The following is a 25,212-nucleotide window of genomic DNA, read 5'->3' as shown; positions in this document are numbered from 1 at the left end:
TAAACCGGGGAAGGATTTCGGGTGAACCATCTTTGTCGCAACCTTCGCGACCCGATCGACCTCATGCGCCCCAAGTGTGAGGTCGGGCTCGCTGCGAGCTGCCTACCGTTGGAGAAAGCCTCTCGCGTTCCCGCGCGCGAGGCCGTGCTTGCCGATGCGTATGCCGAGTTCGAAGCGCAATGGATGGCAAGTCCTGCGGCGAAGGACTACTAAGAAGCTACGGATTGCAACAATATGCAGCCGCTGGGGAATGAGAGAAGATGCTTCGGTTCCTGCAATGCTAAAACCGATTTTACTAAAAACGTTTTTAGTAAAATCGGTTTCAATAGCGAGGGTTTAGTGGCTGCTGGCCATAGTCACTCTTGGAATAAATCGGAATGAGTGCCGGTTCTTGAGGCGGTTAGAATCAACTGATCACCATCGATCGCATATACAAGCAACCAATCGGGCTTGATATGGCATTCGCGAAATTCAGCGTAATTGCCCGATAGGGCATGGTCGTGATTTCGGTTTTCAAGCGGCTGACATGCACATAGCTTATCGAGAACGATTTCAAGTGCGTCAAGGTCATAGCCGCGTTTCCTGATTCGCTTGAGATCTTTCTTGAATTGGGATGTCGGGACAAGTTTTAATGGCATAGGCGTTACTTGTCGAGAGAGGAAAAAAGCTCACTTGCGCTATCGTAGGATTCTGCTTTTACCTTACCGGCCATGATGTCGCGTGCTTCACGCATTGCAGCCTCGGTAGTTGCGTTGTATCGCGGCTGTCGCACGTCAAACGGCAAGCCACCTTCCATGATTGACTTATGTAGAAACACGTTGATTGCTTCAGTGAGGCTCATGCCTAAGCTGGCAAAAATTGATTCCGCATCGCTTTTGACCTCGGGGCTCACGCGCATGTTGATAGTTGCCGTTTTTGACATGTTAATCACCTCATTGCTTTAGTGTAATTGCAATGTACAGCATTTTCTTTACATTTGCAAGATGCTTAGCTAGAGGACATGTTAGATTTTGCTTGCAAACCCACAGAACTCCCGCATGAGCGAACGATAAAGAAAGCAAGTGAATTGGGGTATTCCGGGCCACCTACGTGCGGTAAGTCGCATCAGTCATGAGCAGATGGCGGACCACCCTTGCGGTTTTGGCCACTTGCCCTCGGCTTGGTGCACGCGGAACAGGTAGACGAGTTGCAAAATTATGGAGATCGGGCTCTTCGCGCTAATTCAATCTACAAAACTTGCATCTGCAGCAAGTTTTGTAGATGCAATAGTCAAAACTTGCAAATTTGACAAGTTTTGACTATGGTTACCATAGTTCTTAACGAAAACGGAGGGCCTTATGATCGTACGGCAAAAGTACCTCGATAAGCTCATCTCATTCCAAGATACTGATTTGGTGAAAGTGATCACGGGTATTCGCCGTTGTGGGAAGTCGACGCTGCTTGACATGATGCGTCGTCACCTTGCGCAGCAAGGCGTTCCTGAAAGCAGGCTTCTCACGTTTAAGATGGAATCGATGGAGCTTGCGGGAATCGTTGACTATCGCGATTTATATGATTTGGTTGTGAGCCGTATCGCAGGGCAGCCGCATGCGTACCTGTTCTTTGACGAGTTGCAAAATGTCGAGAGCTGGGAAAAGGCGATCAATGCACTGCGCGTCGATGTTGATTGCGATATTTACATAACTGGCTCGAATGCGTTTCTGCTGTCGAGCGAGCTTGCAACGCTCATTTCGGGACGCTATGTCGAGATACCGATGCAGCCGCTGACGTTTGCCGAATATCTTGATTTTCGTGGGGCGACGTGGCAGCCTGCAGGAAAGACGGGCTCGGATATCGCCTCGTTCGCGGATGGCTCTTTTGCTACGCTCGCCAACCTGTTCGATCAGTATCGTACGTTCGGGGGCTTTCCGTATCTGGCTCTTCAGGAGCCGAACGAATCGGTTCACCGCGACTATATGCGCAGCATATACCAGACCATAATCGTTCGCGATATCATGATGCGCGCTCAGCGCAAGGGGCTGCGGGCGGTTAGCAACCAAGCGGCGCTCGAGCGCATCTGCGCGTTTATGGCGGACAATATCGGCAACGAAACATCGATTAACAAAATTGCAGGTTCCTTGAAGGCCGACGGGCAATCGGTGACCCGCGCGACAACGGATTTCTACATCTCGACGCTTACGGAGGCGTACCTATTCCGCCACGTGCTTCGCTACGACGTGAAGGGGCGGGAGCTGTTGAAGACGGGCGGCAAATACTATATTGCGGATGTCGGCATGCGCAACTACCTGGACAGCTATCGAGGCACCGATACCGGGCGCGTGCTGGAAAACCTGGTGTTCAGTCAGCTGGTGTTCGACGACTACGATGTCTTGATTGGCCATTTGCGCGGAGGCGAGGTCGACTTCATTGCCACAAAGCCTCGATGCAAGATGTATATTCAGGTAACTGAAAATATGCAGGACGAGGAAACGCAGCGTCGCGAGCTTGCCCCGCTGCGCCGCATCGGAGACGAGTACCGCAAAATCGTCGTGGTGGGCGAGGGCAGCTATCCCTCGGATATCGATGGGATAGAAATCGTGAACATCATCGACTTCCTTCTGCACCGGTAAGCCGCATACGACCCTCGCAGGCTTTGCGAGTCGGCGGATTGTTCCCCCTACAGCAGCTTGATTGCGGCGGCTCCTAGAATCATAATCAGGACGCCGAGTATCTTTTGCCTGTTAACTGCCTTTTTAGGAGACTCGAATATCCCGAAATGATCGACCAGGACGCCGCCCGTCGTGGAGCCGACCAGAAGAACGACAACTGTCATTCCGGTTCCTATGATTCTCGACAGATAGACATTTGCGAGAACGTATAGTCCGCCAAGGATTCCGCCAATCCACATCCACCAGGGGTTTTTAGCTGGTTTCTCTTCCTTTGACTCTGGTTTCCCGTTCTTTAAGCGCAAAACGATGCAGGTGATTGCCAGCAAGATGATTCCGACGATGAACGAGATGACGGATGCTTTTATCGGGGAGCCTGCCGCTACTCCAAGGTAACCGTTTACGGCAGTCTGGGTCGCGACCGCTATTCCGCTAAAGACGGAAAACGCCCTCCAGAGCCACAAAGAGGCTGGCGCTGATTTTTGCCGCTTGCCCCGCTCCGCCTTGCTTTCTTTCGCCGTCGAAACCAAAACCACGCCGAGAAGCACCAGCACCGCACCTGCAACACGAAACACTGTCAATGATGTTTGCTGCGAATAGAACAGCCCGAAGTTATCAATGGCCAGTCCCATTAAGATTTGGCCGAGAACGGGAAGCACGACCGTCTGCACACCGCCCAGCTTTGGAAACAGCAGGATGTTTCCCGTCAGGAAAACCACGCCGCAAATGCCGCCGATCCAGATCCATGCGGGCTCATTCAGCAACTGTGCGAAGGGGATATGCAGCCCCTGCCCGGTGACCAGCAATAATGCGGACAGAAACAATAACCCTACAAGAAACGACACCAAGGCCGCGTTGAAGGGGGAGCCTACTTTTTTCCGCAACCTTGTGTTTACGCTCGTCTGTATGGGCAGCCCGACACCTGCTAGAAATCCAAGAATAATGGGCATATTCCTCATCCTTCGTCGGCGCAACGCTGTTTGGGGTCGCGCTCTTGCGGTCAGTTACTGCCATGCTAGGGTCGACATCAGCAGCATAGCGCTCCCGCATCGGAATGCAAGCATCCTGACGATCCGGTGCGTGGTAAAATTTGGACGGTTTGCGCAACGGGATACGCTTACGGCATTGACCAGAAAGGATGATTCGCCATGAGTACTTCGTACGACCTCTCTTTTTCTTTTAATGGAACCGACAAACAGAAGGCAGGATTAAAGGAATATATAAAAGGTTTAAGAAGCCAACTCGAAGGCAGAGAAGAAGCGACCGAAGTTGCCGAATGGATTAAGGCTAACGCAACTCTTGAAGACGAGATTTGGGAAGGCGAATCCTTCCCTGACTGTGCCCCGTCGATATGGTGTCATATAGACCAAGATGGAGCATGGTTGGAACAAGGCAGTGAAGATCAGATGTCAGACCTTATGGTTCTCATAGAGGAAGGTATAGCTGCGGGTTATCCAGATATTGAAATTGTTGGAGAGCTGGTGGAATACTGCAGCGTTAGTGGAGACGAGCGTAAAGAAACATACTCAAGTCCGATTGGAAGTGATGAGTTGTTGGAGCAGTAAGCCCATCAGCCATTTACGGGCGCGTGAACAATCTTGCCGTGACGAGCCTTCCTTGGGACGCCGCTTCTGTTTGAGCGTATCGGGTATTTATCAGGTTGCCGTTTATCTAGATTTAAGAATAATTTTACCTGTCGATGTGGGCTTGTTACCGTTAATGCGGCTTTGTTGTGGCATAATACGGAAGTTCGTATACGCAAAACCAACCTTGCAATGTCTTTATGGCGAGGGGAAGTAAGGAAGTTCAGGCACATGGCGGAACCTCAGAAAAAGAAGAAGCATCATAATAAAGATAGGCGCAACGTATGGCTGCTCGTGGTCATGGCGCTTTTGGTCATCGGCTCGATCGTGATGTTCACGCCGCCGCAGGAAAAGATCAATCAAAGCCTCGACATTCAAGGTGGCCTTTCGGTCGTGCTCACGGCGCACAACAACGATGGGTCGGATGTTTCCACTGAGGACATGGAATCTTCGCGCGCGATCATCGAGAACCGCGTGAATGCCCTCGGTGCATCCGAGGCAGTCGTGCAGATCCAGGGCAATGATCAGATTCTCGTACAGATCCCCGGCCTGTCCGACACCGAGGAAGCGCTCAATACCATCGGCAAGACGGGCAAGCTCGAGTTCGCGCGACTCGACTCCTTCACTGATTCCGATGTGAAGACGAAGATTCAGAACGGCCAATACGGCACGCAGGGCACGGTGACCGACGCGTTCGGCAATTCCTTCCCGAGCGAAGAGGTGCAGCACCTCAAGGTCGAAGAGGGCACGTACACGCCAATCATCACCGGCTCGAACCTCGAGAAGGTCGACGTGGGCCAGGCTTCCCAGACCTCGACCGACTATGCGGTTAACCTGCGTCTCGACTCCGAGGGCACGAAGGCCTTCGCCGAGGCAACCGAAGACCTCGCCCCCACCAAGGGCCAGATTGTCATCATCCTCGACGGCGAAGTGCAGTCTGCTCCTGCCGTGCAGTCCGTCATTTCCGACGGCAACGTTTCCATCACCGGCGGCTATACGCTCGACGCGGCCAAGCAGATGAAGACCGTGCTTGAATCCGGCTCGCTGCCCGTGAGCTTCGAGTACGCGCAAAGCCAGGTCGTCGGCCCGACGCTCGGCCAGGACGCGCTGCAGTCCGGCGTGCTCGTGGCGCTCATCGGCCTTGTGATCGTCATGATCTACCTGCTCGTGTTCTACGAGGGGCTCGGCGTCATCACCGCGGCGGCGATGGCCGTGTTCGCGGCGATCTACCTGGGTATCCTCGCGCTGCTTTCCGCGTTCGGCCTGTTCAGCCTTTCTATGGCGGGCATCGCCGGTGTCGTCTTGACCATCGGCATGGCGGCCGACTCCTCCATTCTGACGCTCGAGCGCTTCCGCGAGGAAATCCGCATGGGCAGAAGCGTGCGCGCCGCGTCCATCACGGGCGTCCGCCACGGCATCTTGACCTCGATTGACGCCGACCTTGTGACGCTCGTCTCCGCGCTCACGCTGTTCTTCCTGGCGAGCGCCTCGGTCAAGGGCTTCGGCATGACGCTTGCTTTGGGTATCGTGTGCGACATCGTCATGATGCTTCTGTTCAAGGCGCCGCTCATTCGCCTTCTCGCCCCGAAGCTCATCGCGAAGCACCCCAAGTTCTGGGGCGTGGAGGACTGCATCGAGGCTGTGCCTTACTTCCAGGGCGTGAAGCAGGCCGCTTCCCGCAAGGATGTGCGCGGCCGCTTCATCAAGCTTGACATCAACCTTTTGGGGCTTAAGAAAATCTTCCTCACCGCGGCCTGCTGCGCGATGGTGCTTGTCGCCATCATCGTCGGCGTGCGCGGCATGAACTTCGGCATCGAGTTCGTCGGCGGCACGTCGGTGACCTTCCACGGCACGGGCGACGTGACGACCGAGCAGGTTCGCGACGCGTTCAGCGATGCGGGCGAGCCCGACGCGGTCATCCAGACCACGACGGCCGACGGCGAGCCGGGCTTCCTCGTCCGCACCACCACGACTTCCGCTGAAGATGCGACGGTGACGGCGAACGAGGTAGCGGACACCTTCGGTTGGACCACCGACAGCTTCGAGGTCACCACAATCGGCCCTGACTGGGGCGCAAGCGTCATCCAGTCGTCGGCGATTGCGTTCTTCATCTCGCTGTTGCTGATCATCGCTTACATCTCGATCCGCTTCCGCGATCCGAAGATGGGCGTGACGGCGGTCGTGGCGCTGCTGCATGACCTTATCATCGTCGTGGGTGTCTACGTGCTCGTCGGTCGCGAGATCACCCCGAACACCATCGCTGCCCTGCTCACCATCTTGGGCTACTCGCTCTACGACACGGTGGTCGTGTTCCACCGCATCAACGAGAACATGAAGGACGACTCGGTGAAGTGCACCTTCGCCACCATGGCGAACCACTCGGTGAACGAGGTTCTCGTGCGCTCACTCAACACCTCGATCACCTCGCTCATCCCGGTTGTTGCGATGCTGCTGTTCGGCGGCGAAACGCTGAAGGACTTCGCGCTTGCCATGACGATCGGCCTCGTGTGCGGCTGCTACTCGTCCTATGCCATCGCAACGCCGCTCTACGTCATTTGGAAGACGCACGAGCCGCGCTTCAAGAAGCTACAGAAGAAGTACGGCAACGATATCCAGCGTTGGTTCCTGAACCGCCTTCCGGGCACGGCTGTCCCCGCTGTGGCTGCGGCGGCTGCGGGAGACGCGGCTTCTTCGGTGGACGCTGGCGCTTCCGAGGGTGCGACGGCTGTGACTTCGGCAGTGTCGCCTCATGATGCGGCGGTTTCGCCCGACTTCGGCAAGAAGAAGCCTTCGCGCGCCGAGCGCAAGGGGAAGAAGTAAGGCGGAGCGGCTTTTGCCGGTTTGCGTGAATGCGGTTGATTTGCGAGCCCTCGCACGATAAGGCGGGGGCTCGCTCTATACTTACGGGTAAGACTTACAGCTACGAGAATGCGGCACCCAATCGGTGCGCGAAGAGAGAGGAGCGCCCCGTGCGCGAAGGTTCGAACCCTAATTTTTGCCCGCCCGTCGAGGAGGGCTTGACTATCAACTTCGAGGACTCCAAAGGCGACGCGACCGTTCTGGAGTTCCTCGGCCTGCTTCTGCATGGCGGTCATCGCTATGGCATTTTCTTCCCGGTGAGCGAAGAGGAGCCGGCGCTTTCCTCCGGTGAGGTGGTCATCTTGGAGGCTGTGGAATTTGACGAGGACGACCAGCCGTCCGGCTTCGAGCTCGTGGAAGACGAGGGCGTGGCGATGGAAGTGTACGCTGCGTTCCAGGAAGCGACGAAGGACCTCTACGGCTTCGAGTAGGAGCTGCCCCCGTTGCGACAATCAAGGGAATGGACGAAGCGCTGCGCCGGTGATGGTGCAGCGCTTCGTTGTTGATTGGCCTTTTTCGATGTGGGCGGCTTTGCGAGGCGCCCTATTTCGCGAACGTTTCCTCCAGTATGCGCTCGAAGGGCTCTTTCGATGCGGCAACCTCCGCGAGCAGGGCGTCTTTCTTGTCGCGTGTGAGGCGCTTGAAGTGGTATTCCGCGCTCATCGCGTCGTGCTTGGTGGGGAATTCCGCGCTTGCGAGCAGGGTGAGCGGCCCGCGCCCGCGCGTGTACTTCGCACCCGTGCCTGCGCGATGCTGGGCGAGGCGTGCCTCGATGTCGGGGGTGTAGCCGGTGTAGAGCGTGCCGTCGCCGCATTCGAGGACGTAGAGGTAGTAGCGCTTGGGCTCGCTTGTCGGCGTGCTTGCAGTGGGCGAGGGCGGAGTGGCGTCGGCAGGGGCGACGTTTGCGCTCGTGCCGTCGGGCTCGGGCTCGGGGCTGGCGCTCGTGCTGTCGGGCTCGACCGCGCCACCTTCGGGCAGCAGAATCTCTTTTCCCAGCTCATTCGCGATTTCAGGGAGGAGCTTCTCCATGGTCGCGTCGATCGTCTTCTTCAGCTCGCATTCCCATACCACGTGAACGCGCCAGCCGTCGGCTTCGAGCGCGGCGACGTTCTCGCGGTCGCGCTCGACGTTTCGCTCGAACTTTGCGGTCCAGTACTCCACGTTTTTCTTCGGGGTCGAAAGTTTGCAGTGCGGGCATCGGTGCCAGAAGCACCCGTTTACGAACACGCAGACTTTCTTGCCTGGCCAGGCGATATCGGGGTGCCCCGCGACCTTCCACTGCAGACGGTATCCGCCAAGTCCCGCCGCGCGCAGCCGTTCGCGCATCAAGAGCTCGGGCTTGGTGTTGGCTCGCTTGTTTCCCTGCATCGACTTGTGCACCGCGAAGTTCGAGGCGGCAGGTGCGTCGATTCGTATGGTGCCATAGGAAACGGAGCCGCCTTTGCGGGTACGGGCAGTTGTGCTTCCCTTTGTGCGGCGGCGCGGCTCCTCAGGAGTGCCTTCGTCTGCTGTCGTTTCCTGCTGCCGGTCTTCTTTCGCCAGCTCGTCGGCAATCGCGCGGAGTTCGTTGCCCCAGCGCTCGATGAGGCGCTCGGTTTTCCAGGCGGCGTTCGCAGGGCTTGTCGAGGGAAGCACGTGCGCGACAAGCCCGACCTTCCACTGCAGGTAGCGCTTGTAGAGGCGGCCCGCCGTGGCGCCGTTGCAGATGACTGCCTCGATATGCGCGCACTCGGTGATGCGCTCGATGTGCGCGGGCACGACGTTTTTGATGCTCGCGTCCGAGGATCCCTTGATGTCGCATTCCTCGATGGCATCCCACAGCGCGATGCCGCCCTCGAGGAGAAGCGCCTTCTTCGCGGCAATCGACTCCTCAAGTGATGCTGTGCTGCCGTTCGGGGGCAGGGGCTCGCCTTCGTTGGGCGGCACCGGCTTGCCGAGGGAGTGCGCGATGACGCGCCAGAAGCGGTTTTGCGGGTTGCCGTAGTAGAAGGCGTTCGCGCGCGAGAGCACCGAGGGAAACGACCCTAGCACGAGGATGCGGGAATGCTCGTCGAATACCGGGTCGAACCCGTGCGAGATATGCTGATAGCTTGCCATGCGTGAAAGTATAGCGCAGCCGCAGCGTTGCGCTTGTCAACCCCCTTGCGCCAGCTTTCAGCGCACAAAAAATTTTCTCCTGGGGTTTTGCGGTGGTGGAAAACTGCGTTTTCGAGGCGCCCAAACAATGCGCGCCTTTCGTGACGAGGTGGGGTTATGCCGTTTTTGGGGCAAGTGGAAAACTATCGGGAAAACACCATCTATGGATTTTTCAAAACAAGAAAACACAATATCTTGTGTTTGAATGTCGTATCATAAGCACATAATATAGGCGGATGCTCAGGCGTCCGCACGCAGTAAACCCCTCAAAGATCGTGGGCAGCGTCTCTGACGTCGGGAAATACCTTCCCGCACGGTCGTGTCCCCATTGCGGGCGAGTAAGACGGTTTCAGATAAGCAACGAAGAGGAAGTGCCATGAAGATTATCAAGCGCAGCGGCTCGGAAGTGCCCTTCGACATCGACAAGATTGTGAACGCCATCAAGGCTGCCAACAACGAGGTTCCGCAAAACGAGCGCTTGACCGACGAGCAGGTCGCGCTCGCCGCCCATAGCGTCGAGTGGCTGTGCGGTCGCTCGGGCCACACGGTGTCGGTCGAGGAAATCCAGGACATGGTGGAAGACCAGATTATGGCGCAGGGCCGCTACACCGTGGCGCGCAAGTACATCATCTACCGCTACGTGCAGTCCCTGAAGCGCCATTCCAACACGACCGACGACAAGATCCTCTCGCTCATCGAGTGCAACAACGAGGAAGCGAAGCAGGAGAACTCCAACAAGAACCCCACCGTGAACTCCGTGCAGCGCGACTACATGGCGGGCGAGGTGTCCAAGGACATCACGATGCGCCTGCTGCTTCCGCCCGAGGTGGTGCGCGCGCACAACGAAGGCATCATCCACTTCCACGATTCCGACTACTTCGCGCAGCATATGCACAACTGCGACCTGGTGAATCTGGAAGATATGCTGCAGAACGGCACCGTCATCTCGGGCACCATGATCGAGCGCCCGCACAGCTTCTCCACCGCCTGCAACATTGCGACGCAGATCATCGCGCAGGTGGCCAGCTGCCAGTACGGCGGGCAGTCCATCTCGCTCACGCATCTAGCGCCCTTCGTCGACGTTTCCCGCCAGAAGATCCGCCGTCAGGTGCTCCAGGAGATCAACCAGCTCGGGCTCGAGGCCAACGCCGACCGCGTCGCCGAAGTGGTGGAAGGCCGCCTGCGCGACGAGATCCGCCGCGGCGTGCAGACCATCCAGTACCAGGTCGTCACGCTGATGACCACCAACGGTCAGGCTCCGTTCGTCACTGTGTTCATGTACCTGAACGAGGCTCGCTCCGAGGCTGAGAAGCACGACCTCGCCATGATCATCGAGGAAACGCTGCGCCAGCGCTACGAGGGCGTGAAAAACGAGACCGGGGTGTGGATCACGCCGGCGTTCCCCAAGCTCATCTACGTGCTCGAGGAAGACAATGTGCGCGAGGATTCGCCGTATTTCTATCTCACACAGATGGCGGCGAAGTGCACGGCCAAGCGCATGGTGCCCGACTATATCTCCGAGAAGAAAATGCGCGAGATGAAGCTGTCCAAGGGCGAGACGGAGGGCAACGGTGATTGCTACACGTGCATGGGATGCCGCAGCTTCCTCACGCCCGACCGTTCCGGCAACGGCTACGACAACGTGGCGAACGCGGGCAACTACGAGCCGGGCAAGCCGAAGTACTATGGCCGCTTCAACCAGGGCGTTGTGACCATCAGCCTGCCTGATGTGGCGCTTTCTTCTCATGGCGACAAGGCGAAGTTCTGGGAGATCTTCGATGAGCGCCTCGAGCTGTGCCGTAAGGCTCTCATGTGCCGTCATAATCGCCTGAAGGGCACGCTTTCCGACGCCGCGCCGATTCTGTGGCAGTACGGTGCGCTTGCTCGCCTCGAGAAGGGCGAGCCGATCGACAAGCTGCTCTACGGCGGGTATTCCACCATTTCGCTTGGTTACGCGGGGCTCTATGAGTGCGTGAAGTACATGACCGGCCACAGCCACACCGAGGCGGAGGGCACGCCGTTCGCCATGGAGGTCATGCAGCACATGAACGACAAGTGTGCCGAGTGGAAGGCGGAGACCAACATCGACTTCTCGCTCTACGGCACGCCGCTCGAGTCGACCACGTACAAGTTCGCGAAGGCGCTGCAGCGTCGCTTCGGCGTGATTCCCGGCATTACCGACAAGGGCTACATCACGAACAGCTACCACGTGCATGTGACCGAGCAGATCGACGCCTTCGACAAGCTGAAGTTCGAAAGCGCATTCCAGCGTCTGTCTCCGGGCGGGGCTATCAGCTATGTTGAAGTCCCCAACATGCAGGACAACCTGAAGGCCGTCATCCGCGTTATGCAGTACATCTACGACAACATCATGTACGCGGAGCTCAACACGAAGAGCGATTATTGCCAGGTGTGCGGCTTCGACGGTGAGATTCAGATTGTGGAAGACGACGGCAAGCTGGTGTGGGAGTGCCCGCACTGCGGCAATCGCGATCAGGAAAAGCTCAACGTTGCACGTCGTACCTGCGGATACATCGGCACGCAGTTCTGGAACCAGGGCCGCACGCAGGAAATCAAGGACCGCGTGCTGCATCTGTAGCGAAGTAGGCTCCTAAGTGTTCGGAAGGCCGCCCTCGGGCGGCCTTCTTTCGTTTGAGGTGGGGCGGATGCTTCAAGGAACCCACCGCGTTTCGACGCTGAGCCGAACATGCTCGCCGTTCGTTCGTGCGGCGCCGGTTGTGTTGGCGACGTAGCGCTCTGCTTAGATGCGCTATTGCTGCGTCGAGGTTGCGGTGCCTGTTGTTTTCTCGAGCGCTCGTCCCCCTGTTCGTCAAAACTCGCACCGTCACTTGCGCTCATCCCGAGCGATTGCGATACCTTGCGGACGAAACATGGGGGTCCTGCCAGAAATCAGGTGGTTTTCATCAAATGAGTGCGCTCTGGGTTGCACTCTGGGAGGCGGTGCGGGAGTGGGAAATGGAAACCCGCAGGTGAACGTCTTGTGCCTGCTGCCTTGAAACTGCTCCATGTCTTCTGCGGAATGCCATGTTGATGAAAACCACGCGATTTCTGGCATGTTGGGGGGTTCAGATTGCATCGCCACAGGGGGCGAAGGCTATTCTGCTGCAGCAAAGGGGGGCGTGAGTTTCACCGCTGCAATAGGTGCTTAGCAGGTACGACCTTATTCAATTCTCCGGAAGTCGCTTTGGCAAATGAGCTTTCTCCAGAGGTCAAGTTGCTTTCGCTCGATGGCGTTGCGTTTTTCGAGATCTGCAACGGTAGGGTTGTTTCGTGGGCATCGGTCGAGCGACCTGATGCCGAGGGCTCGTCTTGTTTGATCAGCGAATCTGCAGAATGCGATGAAGTCGGTGGCTTCCTGGGCGTTGATGCTGAGGTGGGTAAATCCTCGAATCGGGGCAATCTCGTTTCTTCGGCGAGCATCTCGAGCAAGGGCGGCGGCGGTTGAATGGAACGCGTGCCCATCATAATCGATGCCGACGGTGGTTTTTCGGCCCGACGAATCACCATGCTCGATGCTTATGTCCGGATATCGGGTTACGTAGCGCCTTTCGCCCGCCCAATCAGCGCCATTGAAGATACGAACTGCATGATTCATCTGCCCGATGCCAAGACCGAAACCTCCGCGATTACGGGGAAGTCCCAGGGAAATCGCGAGCGCAGATTCCATAGGTGATCGCGAGCCATCGCGGACGAACCTCAGTGTCGAGCGAGCCTTCTCGCAACCGAGGTTTCCCTTGGTGGTGTCAAGGAAGTTCTCGATGCGTTTAACGGTTGTGAGGGGCTTATCTGCGATAACGCACTCCGAGCTAGATAGCGGGCGCTCGTCTCGTTGTCGCAATCCCCCTGGTGCCGTTGGGTCGATGCGGTATAGCGAGCAAAGGGCGAAGCCGAAATAGACCGCTTCTTCAAGTGGGCGGCGTTGAGCGAGCTGCATGAAAACGAGTTCTGGTGAGGCAATGTAGATCGCAGTCTTGTCGATAGTCCCGATCCTAATGAAGGACTTTGGTGGAAGCAATTCAGTTTGGACGTGAACTGCGAAGTGCTTGCCGTTGTTTCTTCCGCGGCGGCTGCTCGAAAGGAAGTCGAGAAACTCGCGTTCTGGGTCAAGCTCAAGCGCAAGCTCTCGGCAACGAGTTGGCGAGGGAATGCCGTCGGGCGCATCGGCGCGATAACGTGTCCTTTTTTGGGCCGCGAGGGGGTTCGGGTTGCGCATGAGCCATCGAAGGGCGGAGATATGTGAGAGGCAGATGTCCATGCGGGTATGATACGAGCATCACTTATCATTTCAAGAGTCTGTCCACGTTGTCGATCGGAGTATTTGCTCGAAAAACGAGGCGCTTGGGACATTTTTGGTTTAGGCGCGCGCGTGTTCTCGCTTGTACAATTTGGCAGGGGGGTCCTGCCAGAAATCGGGTGGTTTTCATCAAACCAGAGAAAAGGTAATGAGCTTGAATTTGGGTTAGCTCAGCTTGCGTTGTTTCGACCTGGTCATTTGCTTGGACGGAATTGAAACTGGCTTGGCAATGCGGTTGTATAGCTTTTGGATTCGGCGACAAGGCTTCTCGATTTGATGAAGAGTGCCGTTTTTCTGGCAGTTACCCCCTTCTCCAAGTGCATTGTAACCACGCGCTTTTCGAAACAGGGAGAAATCGGTCTTTCTTGTTCGCTAAAATGGACGAGCGCAAAGCTGTGAATTGGCTCTGCGGGAAGGCGACCGGTTGGAGGCGACGGTGGAAAAACAGGAATCGATCGATGCGTGGTTCGCGCTCGTTCCCGAGCAGGCGAAGGCGACTGCGCAGCGATTGCTCTTAGAGGTCGATGACCTGCGAAGGGAAGAGACCATCTACCCGCCGCAAGGTGACATCTTAAACGCGCTTGCCTATGTGACGCCCGAAGATGTCCGCGTCGTCATTCTAGGACAGGACCCCTACCATGGCCCAGGTCAGGCGATGGGCCTGTCGTTCTCGGTGCCCAGCGGGGAGAAGCTTCCGCCAAGCTTGCGCAATATCTATAAGGAAATGGCGTCTGACCTGGGGTGCAATATGCCCGTGAGCGGTGATTTGTCTGCGTGGGCACAGCAAGGCGTGCTGCTTTTGAACACGACGCTCACGGTACGGGAACACGAGGCGAACTCACACAGCAAGTTGGGTTGGCAGGTGGTTACGACGGCGATCGTCGAGGCGTGCATGCGCTTGCCTCAGCCAGTGGTCTTTTTGGCGTGGGGGCGTCCGGCCATCAAGCTGATCGAGAGCGCGAAGGCGCGCGTGTCGAAGGATGCGTTCGAAGGCGGCGATTGCGCTGGTGTCGCGGGTGCTGGTGCTGGTGTCGCGGCCGCTGGTGGCTCTGCTTCGAGTGCTGCCACACCCGCTGCAGCCGACGAAAGCGGCTCCTCTGTCGCCGACGCTCTTTCCCGTAAGTTCATCCTCAAAAGCACGCACCCCTCGCCGCTTTCGGCATCGCGCGCGGCTGGCGATCTTCCCGCTTTCTTGGGCTCGCGTCCGTTCTCCCGCGCAAACGACCTGCTGAGGGAATGCGGAGCCGAGCCTATCGATTGGTCACTTGCTGGCTGATCGCCCAGGTAATTCCGTGTGCCATGCGAAGGGCGGGTTCTTTAAAGTGGTTGCCGGGGTTCGACTCGAATTGCGTTGGTACTCCCTTGCTGCGAAATGCGACTACGACCTCGTGCGTTCCCGTTGCGACATTGCGCAGAAGTCGGCTCGGGGTCTTCGCTTCCTTGCTGCCAAGCGAGAAATAGGCACAATCGATTGGGCGAGCGAGCGGTGCCTCAGTGACGAAGCGTGCGAAATCGGGATACCAAAGAGAACCCGAAGCGCTTGCAATGCGGGAGAAGGTAGACGAGTTGAATGCCGTCCAGGTGGCGAAAAGCCCTGCAAGTGAGTAGCCCGCAACGGTACGGCAGATGCGGGCGCCGTTGGGTTTGCCGCATTCTCGCTCGACCTGGGGGATGATTTCTTCTTCCAGTAGGCGAAGCTGGTCTTGGGCGTGTCCTGCAAAAGGGGCGTCGTCGGCAAACAGGCCGGGGCATTCCCAAGGTGTAAGGTCGTCGTTCCAGCAAGCGGGCTTTATGGCGACGAGCGTGAACGGTGGGCAGCCGATACGCTGGCATTCGCTGAGGACGTCGAGGCCGTCTCCGTCGTAAACATGCAGATAGACGATGTGGTTGAGGCGGTTGCTGTCGTCCTCTTCGCCGCCTTCACCAGCGTGATTGCGCGCATTGCCCGAAGATTGCGCAGGCCAAACAGTGACGCACGCCCCTTGAACATCAAGCGCAAAGAGGGGTGTCGGGGTATATTCGGAACAGGCCGTTTCCGCATTCGGGGCCGATGACTCGCCATCTTTCACGGCAACCACTTCGGCCGATGAGGTGTTGGCGACAAGCGAAACAGAGCCCCCGCCCGCAAGCTCCCTTGCGCCCGAAGGATGATCTACGGGCGCGCCAAAGGTGTCGTGTCTGCCCTGTCGCATCGCCGCCCCCTTAAATGGAGAAGTTGCCGACCTCCGAAAGCTCCAGGTCAGCGTTGCGCTCGCTCGCCCAATTCACGTTCCATGCGCTCGTGAACAGAAGCAGCTTGCGCCCGCGCATGTCCTCGACGCGCAGTGTGTCGCTTGTTAGGTTGAGCTTCGCGATGTCGTAGGTGGAAGGATCGTTCATAATCCAGCGAATCTCGGAATAGGGGAGCGCCTGCCTGCGCACCTCGACGCCGTATTCGCTTTTCAGGCGCTGTTCAAGCACGTCGAGCTGCAACACGCCGACGACGCCCACGATGACGCTTTCCATACCGAAGCCCGGCTCGCGGAAAATCTGAATGGCGCCTTCCTGTGCGAGCTCTTCCATGCCCTTCACGAACTGCTTGCGTTTGAGCGTGTTCACCTGCGTGACGCGCGCGAAGATCTCGGGTGCGAACGTGGGGATTTCGGGGTACTGAACGCGGCATTTACCTGCGCAAACGGTATCGCCGATCGAGAAGATGCCCGGATCGAAGAGTCCGACGATGTCGCCCGAGTATGCCTCGTCGACCGTCGCGCGGTCGTCTGCCATGAGCGAGGTTCCTGTGGCAAGCTTCAGCTTTTTGCCGCCCTGCATGTGCACTGCGTCCATGCCGCGCTCGAACTTGCCCGAGCAGATACGCACGAAGGCGATGCGGTCGCGGTGGTTCTTGTCCATGTTCGCCTGGATTTTGAAGACGAATCCCGAAAACTCGTCGCGCATCGGGTCGACCGGCTCGCCCGTGAGGCAGTCGGTATAGGGAAGCGGCGTGGGGGTGAGGCGCAGAAACTCTTTCAGGAACGGTTCGACGCCGAAGTTGGTGAGCGCGCTGCCGAAGAACACGGGGGAGAGCTTGCCGGTGCGCACTGCGTCGAGGTCGAGCTCGTCACCTGCGCCGTCGAGCAGCTCGATGTCGTCGATGAGGTTCGCGTGGTTCGCTTCCCCGATGAGGTCGGCAAGCGCGGCGTCGCCGAGCTCGGCCTCGATTTCCGCAACTTTCTTGGTGGCGTTGGCGTGCCCATCGCCCTCGAAGGCGATGACGCGGCGGGTTTGGCGGTCGAACACGCCGCGGAAGTTCTGTCCGCAGCCGATCGGCCAGTTCATCGGGTAGGTGCCGATGCCGAGCACTGTCTCGATCTCCTCCATGAGGTCGAACGGGTCTCGCGTCTCGCGGTCGAGCTTGTTCACGAACGTGAAAATGGGAATATGACGCAGCGTGCACACCTTGAAGAGCTTCTTCGTCTGCGCTTCGACGCCCTTCGCGCCGTCGATGACCATGACCGCGGCGTCGGCGGCCATGAGCGTGCGGTAGGTGTCTTCCGAAAAGTCCTGGTGGCCGGGGGTATCGAGGATGTTCACGCAATAGCCGTCATAGGAGAACTGCAGCACCGAGGAGGTCACGGAGATGCCGCGCTGCTTCTCGATGTCCATCCAGTCGGATACGGCGTGCTTCGAGCTGGACTTGCCTTTGACCGAGCCTGCGGTCTGGATGCTGCCGGTGTAGAGCAGGAGCTTCTCGGTGAGGGTCGTCTTGCCCGCGTCGGGGTGCGAGATGATGGCGAAGGTGCGCCGTGAGGAAATCTGATCCGTTAGGGTCGACATGCTAGTTCTTTCTCGTATCTGGAAGTGAAATGCCCTGCTCGCGCGGATTGCGAGCGCGGTGCTCAATGGGCGCGTAGGGCGGCAAAATCACATTGTACTATTACAGGGGAACGGGAATGCGGAAGGCGGCGCGCTTTCACGCAGATGACAAGGGGATGCGGGTTGAGCGTATCGCGAGGTGGGAAGGCGGGCGATACGCGCGAGAGGATGTGAGTGCGAGTCCGGGCGGCGCGCGGGGGTGCGGGCGCGATGTCGGCCGATGCGCGCGCTGCAATGAGGCGCAGGCTCCCCCGCGGCGTCGGGCGGCTTATGCGCTAGCGACCTAAGATGTTCTTCACGTCGTTAAGGTTGCTTGCAAAGTGGACGTGCTCCAGGCGCTTGGGCGTGGAGAAGCCCTTCTCAATCATGAGGTTGATCTGGGCTTTCAAGTGGTCGTAGTACCCGTTTAGGTTGTAGATGATGCAGGGCGCGTCCAAGTGCGAAAGCGAGAGCATCGACATGACCTCCGACACTTCCTCAAGCGTGCCCGAGCCGCCGGGGAAGGCGATGAACGCGTCGCCGAGCTCGATCATCTTCGCTTTGCGCTCGGCCATGGTGTCGGTCACGATGAGCTGCGTGATGGTGTCGAGCTGCACGGCTTGGTCGATGAAGAACTGCGGCTCGACGCCGGTGACTTCGGCGCCCGCGTCGAGTGCGCTTTCTGCGAGCATTCCCATGAGCCCGACCTTCGACCCGCCGTACACGAGGGCATTTCCGCTTTCGCCGATCCATGTGCCCAGCTCACGGGCCGCTTCGGCGATGGACGGGTCGTTGCCTTCATTTGCTCCCAGGTAGACGGTGATGTTCATGGGTTCCTCTCCGCGTGCTTGTTCGTGTCGACGTTGATTATAGCGAAGGCGAGGGCGAGCGATGAAGAGCACGCGGCGCGACCCCGCGATTCCCTAGAGGTCTTTCGCCTGAAAAATTCGGATGCTAACCATACAGCTTGCGACGTAGATGTCGAGTGCGATGATGACGAGCGCCGCGAATAGCGGCCAGCTGTGCGCGTCGATCCACACGAGAATCGATTGCATGACGTCGGGGGCGAGGAAGTTCGTCAGGATGACGACGTCGATGCATCCTGCCAGGATAAATGCGCACATGAGATAGCGCATCCCCTTCGTGGTGCCGAATTTCACCAGGAAGGGCTCGGCGATGGCGGCGATGATGAGGACGATCATCGTGGCCGCGATGCTTGAGGAAATGATTTCGATTGGCTCGGCTACCTCGAAACCTTCGAGAAAGCGGGGAAGCACCCCGTTGAGCGCGATGCCAAGCACCGAAGCGCCAACAATGACGGCGACGGCGCATGCCAAGATGGTCGCGTAGCGGCTCGCGATGATGTCGCGGCGCGCGAAGGGGAGTGCGGCACGGTAACGCAGCCAGCCGTTTTGGTCGTCGTAGCCCATGAGCGAGAACATGATGAGCATTGGCGTCATGGCGCATACAACCGCGGCGGCACCCACGGCGCTCCCCATCGACCAACACATGAAGACGAAGACGAATGCGAGGATGCCGATGAAGCTGAGGACGAAGGTGCGCACTATGGCAAGTTCGGAGAGGAAAGCGGCTTTCATCGGTTGGTTCCTTTCAGGATGAAGTGTAGGTAGTCGTCGATGGAGGCGCGGTCGCAGGGCACTTCGGGGAAGGCTTCGGAGAACTCGAAGCGGTTGGGGACGAGAACGTCGCAGCTGAACTCGCGCTTTGCGATACGGGCGCCATCCACGCATGCGAGAATCCGTTGCGCCTGGTCAGCTGTGCAATGCGCGATGCCGACAACGTCGGTTATCTGCTCGCGCGGGATGTCGAAGATGATGCTGCCCGCGTCGATGCCCACCACGCGGTCGGCGATGCGTTCCAGGTCGCTTGTGATGTGGCTCGAAAGCAGCACGCCGCGATCGCCGGTTGAAGCATAATCGCGCAGCTCATCGAGCAGCTCGTCTCGAGCGAGCGGGTCAAGCCCTGCGGTCGCCTCGTCGAGGATGAGCAGGTCGGCGTTGTGCGAGAGCGCGCAGGCGAGCTGCAGCTTCATGCCCATGCCGCGCGAGAGCGACTTCACCTTCTTCTTCGGCTCGAGCCCGAATCGGGCGACCAGCGTCTCAAAACATGTGTTATCCCAGGTGGGGAAGGCTGGTTTGATGCATGTTTCCACTTGAGACACCGTAATCTCGGAGGGATAGGGGCACGTGTCGAACACGACGCCGACGCGGGAGCGAAGTCGCCGCACGTCGGCGTCGGGGGTGTCGGCGGCGAGGGGCTCGCCGAAAAGCGCTGCGTACCCGGAACCGAGTTTCAGAAGGCCGAGTGCGGCTCGGAGTATCGTGGTCTTTCCCGCGCCGTTCGCTCCGACGAGGCCGACGATTTCCCCTGATCCAATGGAGAGGTTGGCATTTCGGAGCGAAAAAGAGTCGCTCACCTGACGGTTTGCGTCGCGTATTTCAAGAAGGTTTGACATGGGCGTTCCGTGTCCTTTCATGTCGTGAGGCGCTTTTTGCCTGTGGTGGGTGGCTTCATGCAAGGTCGTCAGGCGCAACGAGGTCGAGCATGTCGTGCAGCTCGGCCCGTGAGACCCCCAGCTCAGCCGCCTGTTCGCCCGCTTGCACAAGCAGCTCCTCAACTTGACGCAGGCGCCTTTCGCGTAGAAGCTCGAGGTTCCCCGCGGCTACGAAGCTGCCTTTCCCCTGCACGGTTGCGATAAATCCTTCGGCCTCTAAATCGGAGTACGCGCGCTTGGTGGTTATCACGCTGACGCCGAGGCCGTTCGCGAGCGCGCGGATGGAGGGGAGCTTCTCCCCGCTTGGAAGCGCGCCCGACAGAATCTGGGCTTTCATCTGCGAGGTTATCTGCTCGTAGATGGGCTTGTCGCTCGAGTTGGATAGGATGATGTCCACTGTGAGTCCTTACGTGTGTATATCTGATAAGCACAGTATATATACACTATGCACAGTAACGCAAGCACTTTTTTGAACGTTGTTGTAATTTGATGAAAGGACCAAGCTGGCTGCTTGAACGCAAGCCTCACATTAGTCGATGCGCCCTCGGTCTCAGGTTGAGATCGCTCGTGCATGACCTGGGGGAATGTGGCGTTACGGATTGCAGCTTCTGCAGGGCGAGTATCCCTCGTCGATCAGCGTCTGGCGCAACCCCGTGAACTCCTCTTTGTTGGAGGGGGACATGGACTGCACGCCGTCGCACTCGGGACGATGGAATTTGTGGCTCCTCTTGTTCAGGACGTACGTTTGCTGTTCGGCGGTGTTCGCGGAAGAAGACGAGTCGCCGCTCGTTTTCGCGTCCGAGGAACCGGATGGCGCTGCTCCCGCTCCATTCCCCGCTGCCGCGTTGCTGGAAGTCGATGAGCCGCTCGTGCCCGAAGCGCCCGCCTCGCGTTTGCTCGACGCGCTTTGGGGTAGCGCCGCATCGCCACCCGTGCCGCGGGTTGTGGTTGCCTCGCTCTTGGTCTTCACGGCGGGAATCTCGCTCGACTCCCAGTTGTCGCCCGTCACGTAGTCGATTTTCACGCCGGGCTCCACGTTGTAAACGAAGACGTTGAAGCGTATAGCCTGCCCGCCGTCTTCCACAGATTCCGCTTCCATCTGAACCCCGCGTGCCACCAGGTCGTTCGCTGCAAAGAGCGGGGTCACGCGATAGAGGACGTGGTTGTTCGTGCGACGGACGTAGTTGCCCACCAGCTCCTCGTAATAGGTCATCCCCACGGCGTTCATCGTGCGCGTGCCGGTGATGAGGTTACGCTCGTTGGCGTCCTCGCCGCACAGCTGGTGCGCAATGAGGTGGCTGCGGTTGTAGAGCATCTCGCGGTCGACGAAGCTGTAGCGATGTTGGACCCAGCCCGAAGGGTGAACCTGCGAGATGTCGCCGCGCTCGGCATTGGAGACAGTCTCGGGTCCAATAAGGCCGAACGCCGTGCCGCAGCGCCCCTCGAAGTCGAGCTCGCTGAATTCCATGAACGACCCGCGCGCCGCGTCATCGGCGGAGAATCCAGGTTGCCCCTCGTTGATATCGATGCAGAGCGCACCTGAGTACTCGGGGATATCGGATAGCTTCGCGGCGGCACTGCCTGCGGAAACTTGCTGCGAGCTTGTCGCATTGTCCCCGTTCGCGACGCTTTCGCCGCCTGCGCACCCGCTAAGCGAGGGAAGGCACAGGCTCACTGCCAGAAGCAGGGCGGCAAGCGTGCGGATAAGGCGCTCGCGTGCGGGGGAGGTGGTTTGCTGCGTTTGCAAGGGAGTGTCCTTCCGATAGTGGGGCATGCCGCGAATGGCGCGCCGCATCCCCCATGATACTCGATGCAGGCTGCCCGAGCGCGAGGGCTGTTCGCGGTTTCCGTCCTCGCTTCCCGTTCGCGTTGCGAGCGGCGGCAGGCAGCGCGAGGGCACGAGGGGCGTGAGGGGCGCTTCGGAAAACTCTTCCAGTTGGGCTGCGACTGTCCAAAAGCATGGACAGACTGGTTCGTACGCACGTTCTACAATGGCGCCAATCGAGAAAACGACGGGAGGCACACGCATGGCATTGCAAGGCGCGCATCAGCTCTTTGGCGACACGGACGAATCGTCGTGCGTTCCCGATGCGGCATGCGCACCCAGAAGGTCGGGTGCGCGCGGGGTGTCGGATGAGCCCGCCGTGCCTGATGCGGCGTGCGCGATTGGGATGTCGGGTGAGGTTTGCGAGCTCAAAGCGTCGTGGATGCTGGGTGCGCCGTCTTCTCCCGAGGCTTTCCCCTTGGGCGATGATTTGGCCGACGCTTTTATAGCCTGGGATTTCTACGCTGACGCGCCGATTTCCGATGCGCCTTTCGTCCTGCGTTTCTCCGAAGGGGATCTTGCGGCATATCGGGCGCTGGACGGCAAGCTTGCCGTCTGCGCGGGAGCGGTGGACACCTCGCTTCCGCCTGCCAGTTTGCGGCGCGACGCCGAAGACTGCTGTCCCGCGTGGGTCGTTGTGGGACCCCTCTCTTGCGCGTTCGGCCAGCGAGCTTGTCGGGCTTTCCGCACAGCAAAAGATGAATACGTCATCGAGTTGGAAGGGTGCAGTATCCGTTTATCGCTTGAGGGTGGCACGGTTCAAGCCGCCGTTCGCGAGCTCGACATGTTGGCGGCAGGCGCTTATTCTTCGAGGAGGAAGTGCAGATAATTGCGGTATTCCTCGACGAGGCTCTGCGGGGCCGCGATGCTCACGGCGCGGCCCATGCTCGCTACCCAGCCGAAGAATTGCTGGCTCTTGCACACCTTCACCCGAGCGCGCACCTGCTGCCCGTCGAAGGGGAGGAAGGTTGCGCCCTTGCCGAAGCGGTCAGTGATGATCTCGACTTTATCGGGGTCGACGGTCAGCTCGCAGGCGACCTCCTCGCCGTTAAACCGCCCGAACATGACGGCTTTCCCCTGGTCGAAGGCGTAATTGGCGATCTCTTCGTTGCGGGTGGCTGGCATGTCGCGTTCGACGCTCACCTTCGCCATGCGGTCGAGCCGGTACTCGGTGAGATTGGCGTGGTGGTCGTTCCATGCGGTCAGGTAGTAGAACCCGTCGTCGTATGAGATGGCAACGGGGGTTACCTCGTGGCGCTTGCCCTCGCGCGTTTCGTGGGGCTTGCCGTCTGCGCCGATCTTGCGGTAGGAGAACGCCACCTTGCAGCGCAGGCGAAGGGCCTCGTGGATGGCGTCGACGGTCGAGAGCACGCTCTCGCTTTTCGACTTGATGCGTCCTTCGACGTGGATGCGGCGGTCGAGAAGCGCCTGCTCGCGGTTGGTGGCGAGTTGTTTGATGTTGGTGATGAGCATGCGCGCCTGCCGCTCGGTGATGGCACGGCATGATTGAACGGCGTCAACCATGAGCATGAGCTCTTCGAGGGTGAAGTCGCGTCGCTCGATGGCATATTCCACGGGGTTGCGCTGGTAGGTTTTGATGTCGATGTCGAAATCGCGCAGCGTCTTGATGTCGTCGTAGATGCTTTTGCGCTCGGCGGATATCCCGTATGAATCGAGCCGCTCGAGAATCTGCGTCATGGAAAGGCCGTGCTCGGCGTCGGTTTCCTCCTGAAGGATCTTCCAGAGATAGAGAACCTTGAGCTTCGCCTTGCTGTTGTACGCCATAGCAGTCGCTTTCTCGAGGGGCGCAATAACGATATGCATCCTCATTGTAGCAGATGGGAAGAAGAGTGCCCCATAGTTTCCATGTCCGATAGCAAGGACAGGCATATTGTGCCGGCCCGATAGAATGGCAACTACATTGGAAAAGGACAGAAGAGGAGAAGGAAGGACGGCTGCAATCATGAGCTCGAGTTCTCGTTACGTCGCGGATTTCAACGTTGCTGGCATGCGTTACTGGGATGGTGCAAAGGTGATTTCCAAGCTCAAGCCGGGCAAGAAGCTGCGTCTTGTCGCGGAATCGCACAATCCGGCGGATCCCAACGCCGTCGCCATCTATCGCAAGGACGTGAAGCTCGGCTACATTCCGCGCGATCAGAACGACCTTGCGGCTCAGCTGCTGCGCTTCGGCCACGACGATGTGCTTGAGTGCCGCATTCTTAAGGTTGACAAAAAGGCTGAAACCTGGAATCAGGCTCGCGTCGGGCTTTACATGACCGACAAGGCCAAAGGGGAATAGCGCAAGGCAAGGCGAGGTGTTTGAGAGAGGGGCTTGCCGCCTTGAGCTGCCGATGACGCGACGGCCCTGGTTTCTGCAAAGTAACTACTTGGATTGCATCGACGGCATCCTATAATGTCTGCAGGAATATAAGCGCAACCAAGGAGGTTCATCATGGAGAAGGAACTGTTCGATTACGTTGCCGAGCGCGCGGGCATCCTCGCCACTGCTGACACGAGCAAGCAGGACACCAAGGACGCGGCTGCCGCCTGGAAAGACGCTGTTGCCGCCGACAGCAGTGACGCCGCTGTTGAGGCTGCGACCACCAAGCTGCTCGACTTCCTTGAGGGGCGTCCCACCACAATCGATGGCGTTATCGCGTTCGCCCAGGGCCCGGCGAAAGAAATGATGGGCGAAGAGGCCGCCGCAAAAATGCTCGAAGCGCAGCTCGCGCGCAAGGAGGCGGGCGCCAAGTATTGCAATTGCCCCTCTTGCGCCGCCGCCTCCGAACTGCTTGCGAAGTTCGGCCGCATCGAGCTGTAATACATCTCACGTCGCAAACTATGCATCGAGCGCGCGGGTCCTTTCAGGTCCGCGCGCTTTTGCTTTGGCAGGTAAGGAAAGGGGGCATTGCGTAGCCGCATGTCGCGCTGGGGCTGCCCGTTTTGCACCCCATGCCCCGCGCCGCTTCCGCCTCGCCGAGCATGCGGCGGCTTCGCTTTCCCTTTGTCTTCCTGCTAATGCAAAACAGGCCGCGTGTGCGGAACACGCGGCCTGTTGGATGCGCCTTGCAGCTACCTGCGAGGCGCCTTGCTAAAAGCGAAGCTTAAGCCCGAACAACTCGGCTAAGCGTTACACTTCCAGATTCTTGAAAGCCTCGGGGACTTCCTTGTAGCCCTTCGATTTCACGGCGCCGATGATGAGGCCGATGACGAGCCACGCGATGCCCACGATGTAGGTCGGCACGTCGAAGCCGGTGAACACGTACAGCAGGATGAGCACGCCGAGAACCGGGCAAACCAGGTACTTCACGACGTCGCCGAAGCTGTTGCGCTTCTTCTCCTTGATGAAGAAGAAGATGAACACGGCAATGTTCAGCAGCACGAACGAGGACAGCGCGCCGAAGTTGACGAAGCGGGACAGCGTCGCCATGTCGAGGAACAGCGGCAGGACGAGAGAGATGCAGCCGATCGCGATTGCGGCGAACCACGGCGTCTGGAAC

Annotated in this window: 23 protein-coding genes and 1 pseudogene; 10 read left to right on the top strand and 14 right to left on the bottom strand. The window is 58.7% G+C overall.

Annotation, left to right across the window (positions count from 1 at the left end; genetic code table 11):
* The first annotated feature begins 21 nt into the window (after positions 1-21).
* Positions 22-213, top strand: a complete 192-nt coding sequence (locus Q0G85_RS02160; RefSeq protein ID WP_297154296.1) for a hypothetical protein — start codon at positions 22-24, stop codon at positions 211-213.
* A 143-nt stretch (positions 214-356) separates the two neighbouring features.
* Here the strand turns inward: Q0G85_RS02160 and Q0G85_RS02155 are convergent, their stop codons facing one another.
* Both Q0G85_RS02155 and Q0G85_RS02150 read right to left on the bottom strand, forming a co-directional pair.
* Positions 357-638 carry a type II toxin-antitoxin system YafQ family toxin gene (locus Q0G85_RS02155; protein WP_297154294.1) on the bottom strand — a complete coding sequence of 94 codons (282 nt, stop codon included), beginning with the start codon at positions 636-638 and terminating at the stop codon, positions 357-359.
* Between the two features lie 5 nt (positions 639-643).
* A complete protein-coding gene (locus tag Q0G85_RS02150) occupies positions 644-922 on the bottom strand; it encodes a type II toxin-antitoxin system RelB/DinJ family antitoxin (protein ID WP_297154292.1) in 279 nt (92 codons plus the stop codon).
* A gap of 415 nt (positions 923-1,337) precedes the next feature.
* On the opposite strand from Q0G85_RS02150, the gene Q0G85_RS02145 reads away from it, so the two are divergent.
* Entirely contained in the window at positions 1,338-2,609 is a 1,272-nt protein-coding gene (locus Q0G85_RS02145) for an ATP-binding protein (RefSeq protein ID WP_297154289.1), read from the top strand.
* A 47-nt stretch (positions 2,610-2,656) separates the two neighbouring features.
* On the opposite strand, the gene Q0G85_RS02140 is transcribed toward Q0G85_RS02145, so the two are convergent.
* Positions 2,657-3,595: a DMT family transporter gene (locus Q0G85_RS02140; RefSeq protein ID WP_297154287.1), complete on the bottom strand. Its 939-nt coding sequence runs from the start codon at positions 3,593-3,595 to the stop codon at positions 2,657-2,659.
* A 198-nt stretch (positions 3,596-3,793) separates the two neighbouring features.
* Here Q0G85_RS02140 and Q0G85_RS02135 point away from each other — a divergent pair, with 198 nt between their 5' ends.
* The 3 genes from Q0G85_RS02135 to Q0G85_RS02125 all read left to right on the top strand — a co-directional run bounded on the left by Q0G85_RS02135 (position 3,794) and on the right by Q0G85_RS02125 (position 7,518).
* Positions 3,794-4,210 (top strand): hypothetical protein, encoded by a 417-nt coding sequence (locus tag Q0G85_RS02135; RefSeq protein WP_297154285.1) that lies wholly within the window; start codon positions 3,794-3,796, stop codon positions 4,208-4,210.
* A 249-nt stretch (positions 4,211-4,459) separates the two neighbouring features.
* Complete coding sequence (gene secD, locus Q0G85_RS02130) at positions 4,460-7,048, top strand: protein translocase subunit SecD (RefSeq protein WP_297154283.1); 2,589 nt, start codon at positions 4,460-4,462, stop codon at positions 7,046-7,048.
* Positions 7,049-7,197: 149 nt separating this feature from the next.
* The gene (locus Q0G85_RS02125; protein ID WP_297154281.1) at positions 7,198-7,518 is read left to right on the top strand and encodes a DUF1292 domain-containing protein; all 321 of its coding nucleotides are present in this window, start codon (positions 7,198-7,200) and stop codon (positions 7,516-7,518) included.
* Positions 7,519-7,630: 112 nt separating this feature from the next.
* Here Q0G85_RS02125 and vsr read toward each other — a convergent pair whose 3' ends face one another.
* Positions 7,631-9,184, bottom strand: coding sequence for a DNA mismatch endonuclease Vsr (vsr, locus tag Q0G85_RS02120; RefSeq protein WP_297154279.1), 1,554 nt, complete (start codon positions 9,182-9,184; stop codon positions 7,631-7,633).
* Between the two features lie 415 nt (positions 9,185-9,599).
* Between vsr and nrdD the strand changes: the two genes are divergently transcribed.
* Complete coding sequence (gene nrdD / locus Q0G85_RS02115) at positions 9,600-11,822, top strand: anaerobic ribonucleoside-triphosphate reductase (RefSeq protein WP_297154277.1); 2,223 nt, start codon at positions 9,600-9,602, stop codon at positions 11,820-11,822.
* A gap of 582 nt (positions 11,823-12,404) precedes the next feature.
* On the opposite strand, the gene Q0G85_RS02110 is transcribed toward nrdD, so the two are convergent.
* On the bottom strand, positions 12,405-13,499 hold the full coding sequence (locus Q0G85_RS02110) for a hypothetical protein (RefSeq protein WP_297154275.1): 1,095 nt from the start codon (positions 13,497-13,499) through the stop codon (positions 12,405-12,407).
* Positions 13,500-13,974: 475 nt separating this feature from the next.
* Between Q0G85_RS02110 and Q0G85_RS02105 the strand changes: the two genes are divergently transcribed.
* Complete coding sequence (locus Q0G85_RS02105) at positions 13,975-14,814, top strand: uracil-DNA glycosylase (RefSeq protein WP_297154273.1); 840 nt, start codon at positions 13,975-13,977, stop codon at positions 14,812-14,814.
* Here the strand turns inward: Q0G85_RS02105 and Q0G85_RS02100 are convergent.
* From Q0G85_RS02100 to Q0G85_RS02070, 7 genes are all read right to left on the bottom strand, one after another.
* Positions 14,789-15,730 (bottom strand): alpha/beta hydrolase, encoded by a 942-nt coding sequence (locus Q0G85_RS02100; protein ID WP_297154271.1) that lies wholly within the window; start codon positions 15,728-15,730, stop codon positions 14,789-14,791. The two genes, Q0G85_RS02105 and Q0G85_RS02100, sit on opposite strands and share 26 nt — an antisense overlap.
* Before the next feature lie 10 nt (positions 15,731-15,740).
* Complete coding sequence (locus tag Q0G85_RS02095; protein WP_297154269.1) at positions 15,741-17,354, bottom strand: peptide chain release factor 3; 1,614 nt, start codon at positions 17,352-17,354, stop codon at positions 15,741-15,743.
* 314 nt (positions 17,355-17,668) lie between these two features.
* Positions 17,669-18,202 (bottom strand): TIGR00730 family Rossman fold protein, encoded by a 534-nt coding sequence (locus Q0G85_RS02090; protein ID WP_297154267.1) that lies wholly within the window; start codon positions 18,200-18,202, stop codon positions 17,669-17,671.
* Positions 18,203-18,295: 93 nt separating this feature from the next.
* Positions 18,296-18,970: an ABC-2 transporter permease gene (locus Q0G85_RS02085; RefSeq protein ID WP_297154265.1), complete on the bottom strand. Its 675-nt coding sequence runs from the start codon at positions 18,968-18,970 to the stop codon at positions 18,296-18,298.
* The gene (locus Q0G85_RS02080; protein ID WP_297154262.1) at positions 18,967-19,848 is read right to left on the bottom strand and encodes an ABC transporter ATP-binding protein; all 882 of its coding nucleotides are present in this window, start codon (positions 19,846-19,848) and stop codon (positions 18,967-18,969) included. Before Q0G85_RS02080 ends, Q0G85_RS02085 begins: the two co-directional genes overlap by 4 nt.
* Positions 19,849-19,903: 55 nt before the next feature.
* Positions 19,904-20,284 carry a GntR family transcriptional regulator gene (locus Q0G85_RS02075; RefSeq protein ID WP_297154261.1) on the bottom strand — a complete coding sequence of 127 codons (381 nt, stop codon included), beginning with the start codon at positions 20,282-20,284 and terminating at the stop codon, positions 19,904-19,906.
* Positions 20,285-20,479: 195 nt separating this feature from the next.
* Positions 20,480-21,634: a DNA/RNA non-specific endonuclease gene (locus tag Q0G85_RS02070; protein WP_297154260.1), complete on the bottom strand. Its 1,155-nt coding sequence runs from the start codon at positions 21,632-21,634 to the stop codon at positions 20,480-20,482.
* Positions 21,635-21,914: 280 nt separating this feature from the next.
* Here Q0G85_RS02070 and Q0G85_RS02065 point away from each other — a divergent pair, with 280 nt between their 5' ends.
* Positions 21,915-22,541 (top strand): hypothetical protein, encoded by a 627-nt coding sequence (locus Q0G85_RS02065; protein ID WP_297154258.1) that lies wholly within the window; start codon positions 21,915-21,917, stop codon positions 22,539-22,541.
* Here the strand turns inward: Q0G85_RS02065 and Q0G85_RS02060 are convergent.
* Positions 22,514-23,497: a YafY family protein gene (locus tag Q0G85_RS02060; protein WP_297154256.1), complete on the bottom strand. Its 984-nt coding sequence runs from the start codon at positions 23,495-23,497 to the stop codon at positions 22,514-22,516. The two genes, Q0G85_RS02065 and Q0G85_RS02060, sit on opposite strands and share 28 nt — an antisense overlap.
* A gap of 178 nt (positions 23,498-23,675) precedes the next feature.
* Between Q0G85_RS02060 and Q0G85_RS02055 the strand changes: the two genes are divergently transcribed.
* Together Q0G85_RS02055 and Q0G85_RS02050 are read left to right on the top strand one after the other, a co-directional pair.
* The gene (locus Q0G85_RS02055; RefSeq protein ID WP_297154254.1) at positions 23,676-24,011 is read left to right on the top strand and encodes an HIRAN domain-containing protein; all 336 of its coding nucleotides are present in this window, start codon (positions 23,676-23,678) and stop codon (positions 24,009-24,011) included.
* Between the two features lie 153 nt (positions 24,012-24,164).
* Positions 24,165-24,533, top strand: a complete 369-nt coding sequence (locus Q0G85_RS02050) for a 3-hydroxyisobutyrate dehydrogenase (RefSeq protein ID WP_297149599.1) — start codon at positions 24,165-24,167, stop codon at positions 24,531-24,533.
* Positions 24,534-24,842: 309 nt separating this feature from the next.
* Here Q0G85_RS02050 and Q0G85_RS02045 read toward each other — a convergent pair.
* A pseudogene (locus Q0G85_RS02045) lies at positions 24,843-25,212 on the bottom strand (amino acid permease); the annotation flags it as partial.

The sequence above is a fragment of the uncultured Ellagibacter sp. genome, from assembly GCF_934617235.1.
Taxonomy (GTDB): domain Bacteria; phylum Actinomycetota; class Coriobacteriia; order Coriobacteriales; family Eggerthellaceae; genus Ellagibacter.
This window is presented reverse-complemented; position numbering and strand designations above follow the sequence as displayed.

Excerpts from the sequence above, each read along its gene's own strand:
- Q0G85_RS02145 (WP_297154289.1), top strand. The coding sequence starts at position 1,338 with ATGATCGTACGGCAAAAGTACCTCGATAAGCTCATCTCATTCCAAGAT.
- Q0G85_RS02140 (WP_297154287.1), bottom strand. The coding sequence starts at position 3,595 with ATGCCCATTATTCTTGGATTTCTAGCAGGTGTCGGGCTGCCCATACAG.
- Q0G85_RS02055 (WP_297154254.1), top strand. The coding sequence starts at position 23,676 with ATGAGCTCGAGTTCTCGTTACGTCGCGGATTTCAACGTTGCTGGCATG.
- Q0G85_RS02080 (WP_297154262.1), bottom strand. The coding sequence starts at position 19,848 with ATGTCAAACCTTCTTGAAATACGCGACGCAAACCGTCAGGTGAGCGAC.
- Q0G85_RS02100 (WP_297154271.1), bottom strand. The coding sequence starts at position 15,730 with ATGCGACAGGGCAGACACGACACCTTTGGCGCGCCCGTAGATCATCCT.
- Q0G85_RS02060 (WP_297154256.1), bottom strand. The coding sequence starts at position 23,497 with ATGGCGTACAACAGCAAGGCGAAGCTCAAGGTTCTCTATCTCTGGAAG.
- Q0G85_RS02065 (WP_297154258.1), top strand. The coding sequence starts at position 21,915 with ATGGCATTGCAAGGCGCGCATCAGCTCTTTGGCGACACGGACGAATCG.
- Q0G85_RS02135 (WP_297154285.1), top strand. The coding sequence starts at position 3,794 with ATGAGTACTTCGTACGACCTCTCTTTTTCTTTTAATGGAACCGACAAA.
- nrdD (WP_297154277.1), top strand. The coding sequence starts at position 9,600 with ATGAAGATTATCAAGCGCAGCGGCTCGGAAGTGCCCTTCGACATCGAC.
- Q0G85_RS02095 (WP_297154269.1), bottom strand. The coding sequence starts at position 17,354 with ATGTCGACCCTAACGGATCAGATTTCCTCACGGCGCACCTTCGCCATC.
- Q0G85_RS02050 (WP_297149599.1), top strand. The coding sequence starts at position 24,165 with ATGGAGAAGGAACTGTTCGATTACGTTGCCGAGCGCGCGGGCATCCTC.
- Q0G85_RS02155 (WP_297154294.1), bottom strand. The coding sequence starts at position 638 with ATGCCATTAAAACTTGTCCCGACATCCCAATTCAAGAAAGATCTCAAG.
- vsr (WP_297154279.1), bottom strand. The coding sequence starts at position 9,184 with ATGGCAAGCTATCAGCATATCTCGCACGGGTTCGACCCGGTATTCGAC.
- secD (WP_297154283.1), top strand. The coding sequence starts at position 4,460 with ATGGCGGAACCTCAGAAAAAGAAGAAGCATCATAATAAAGATAGGCGC.
- Q0G85_RS02110 (WP_297154275.1), bottom strand. The coding sequence starts at position 13,499 with ATGGACATCTGCCTCTCACATATCTCCGCCCTTCGATGGCTCATGCGC.
- Q0G85_RS02085 (WP_297154265.1), bottom strand. The coding sequence starts at position 18,970 with ATGAAAGCCGCTTTCCTCTCCGAACTTGCCATAGTGCGCACCTTCGTC.
- Q0G85_RS02150 (WP_297154292.1), bottom strand. The coding sequence starts at position 922 with ATGTCAAAAACGGCAACTATCAACATGCGCGTGAGCCCCGAGGTCAAA.
- Q0G85_RS02090 (WP_297154267.1), bottom strand. The coding sequence starts at position 18,202 with ATGAACATCACCGTCTACCTGGGAGCAAATGAAGGCAACGACCCGTCC.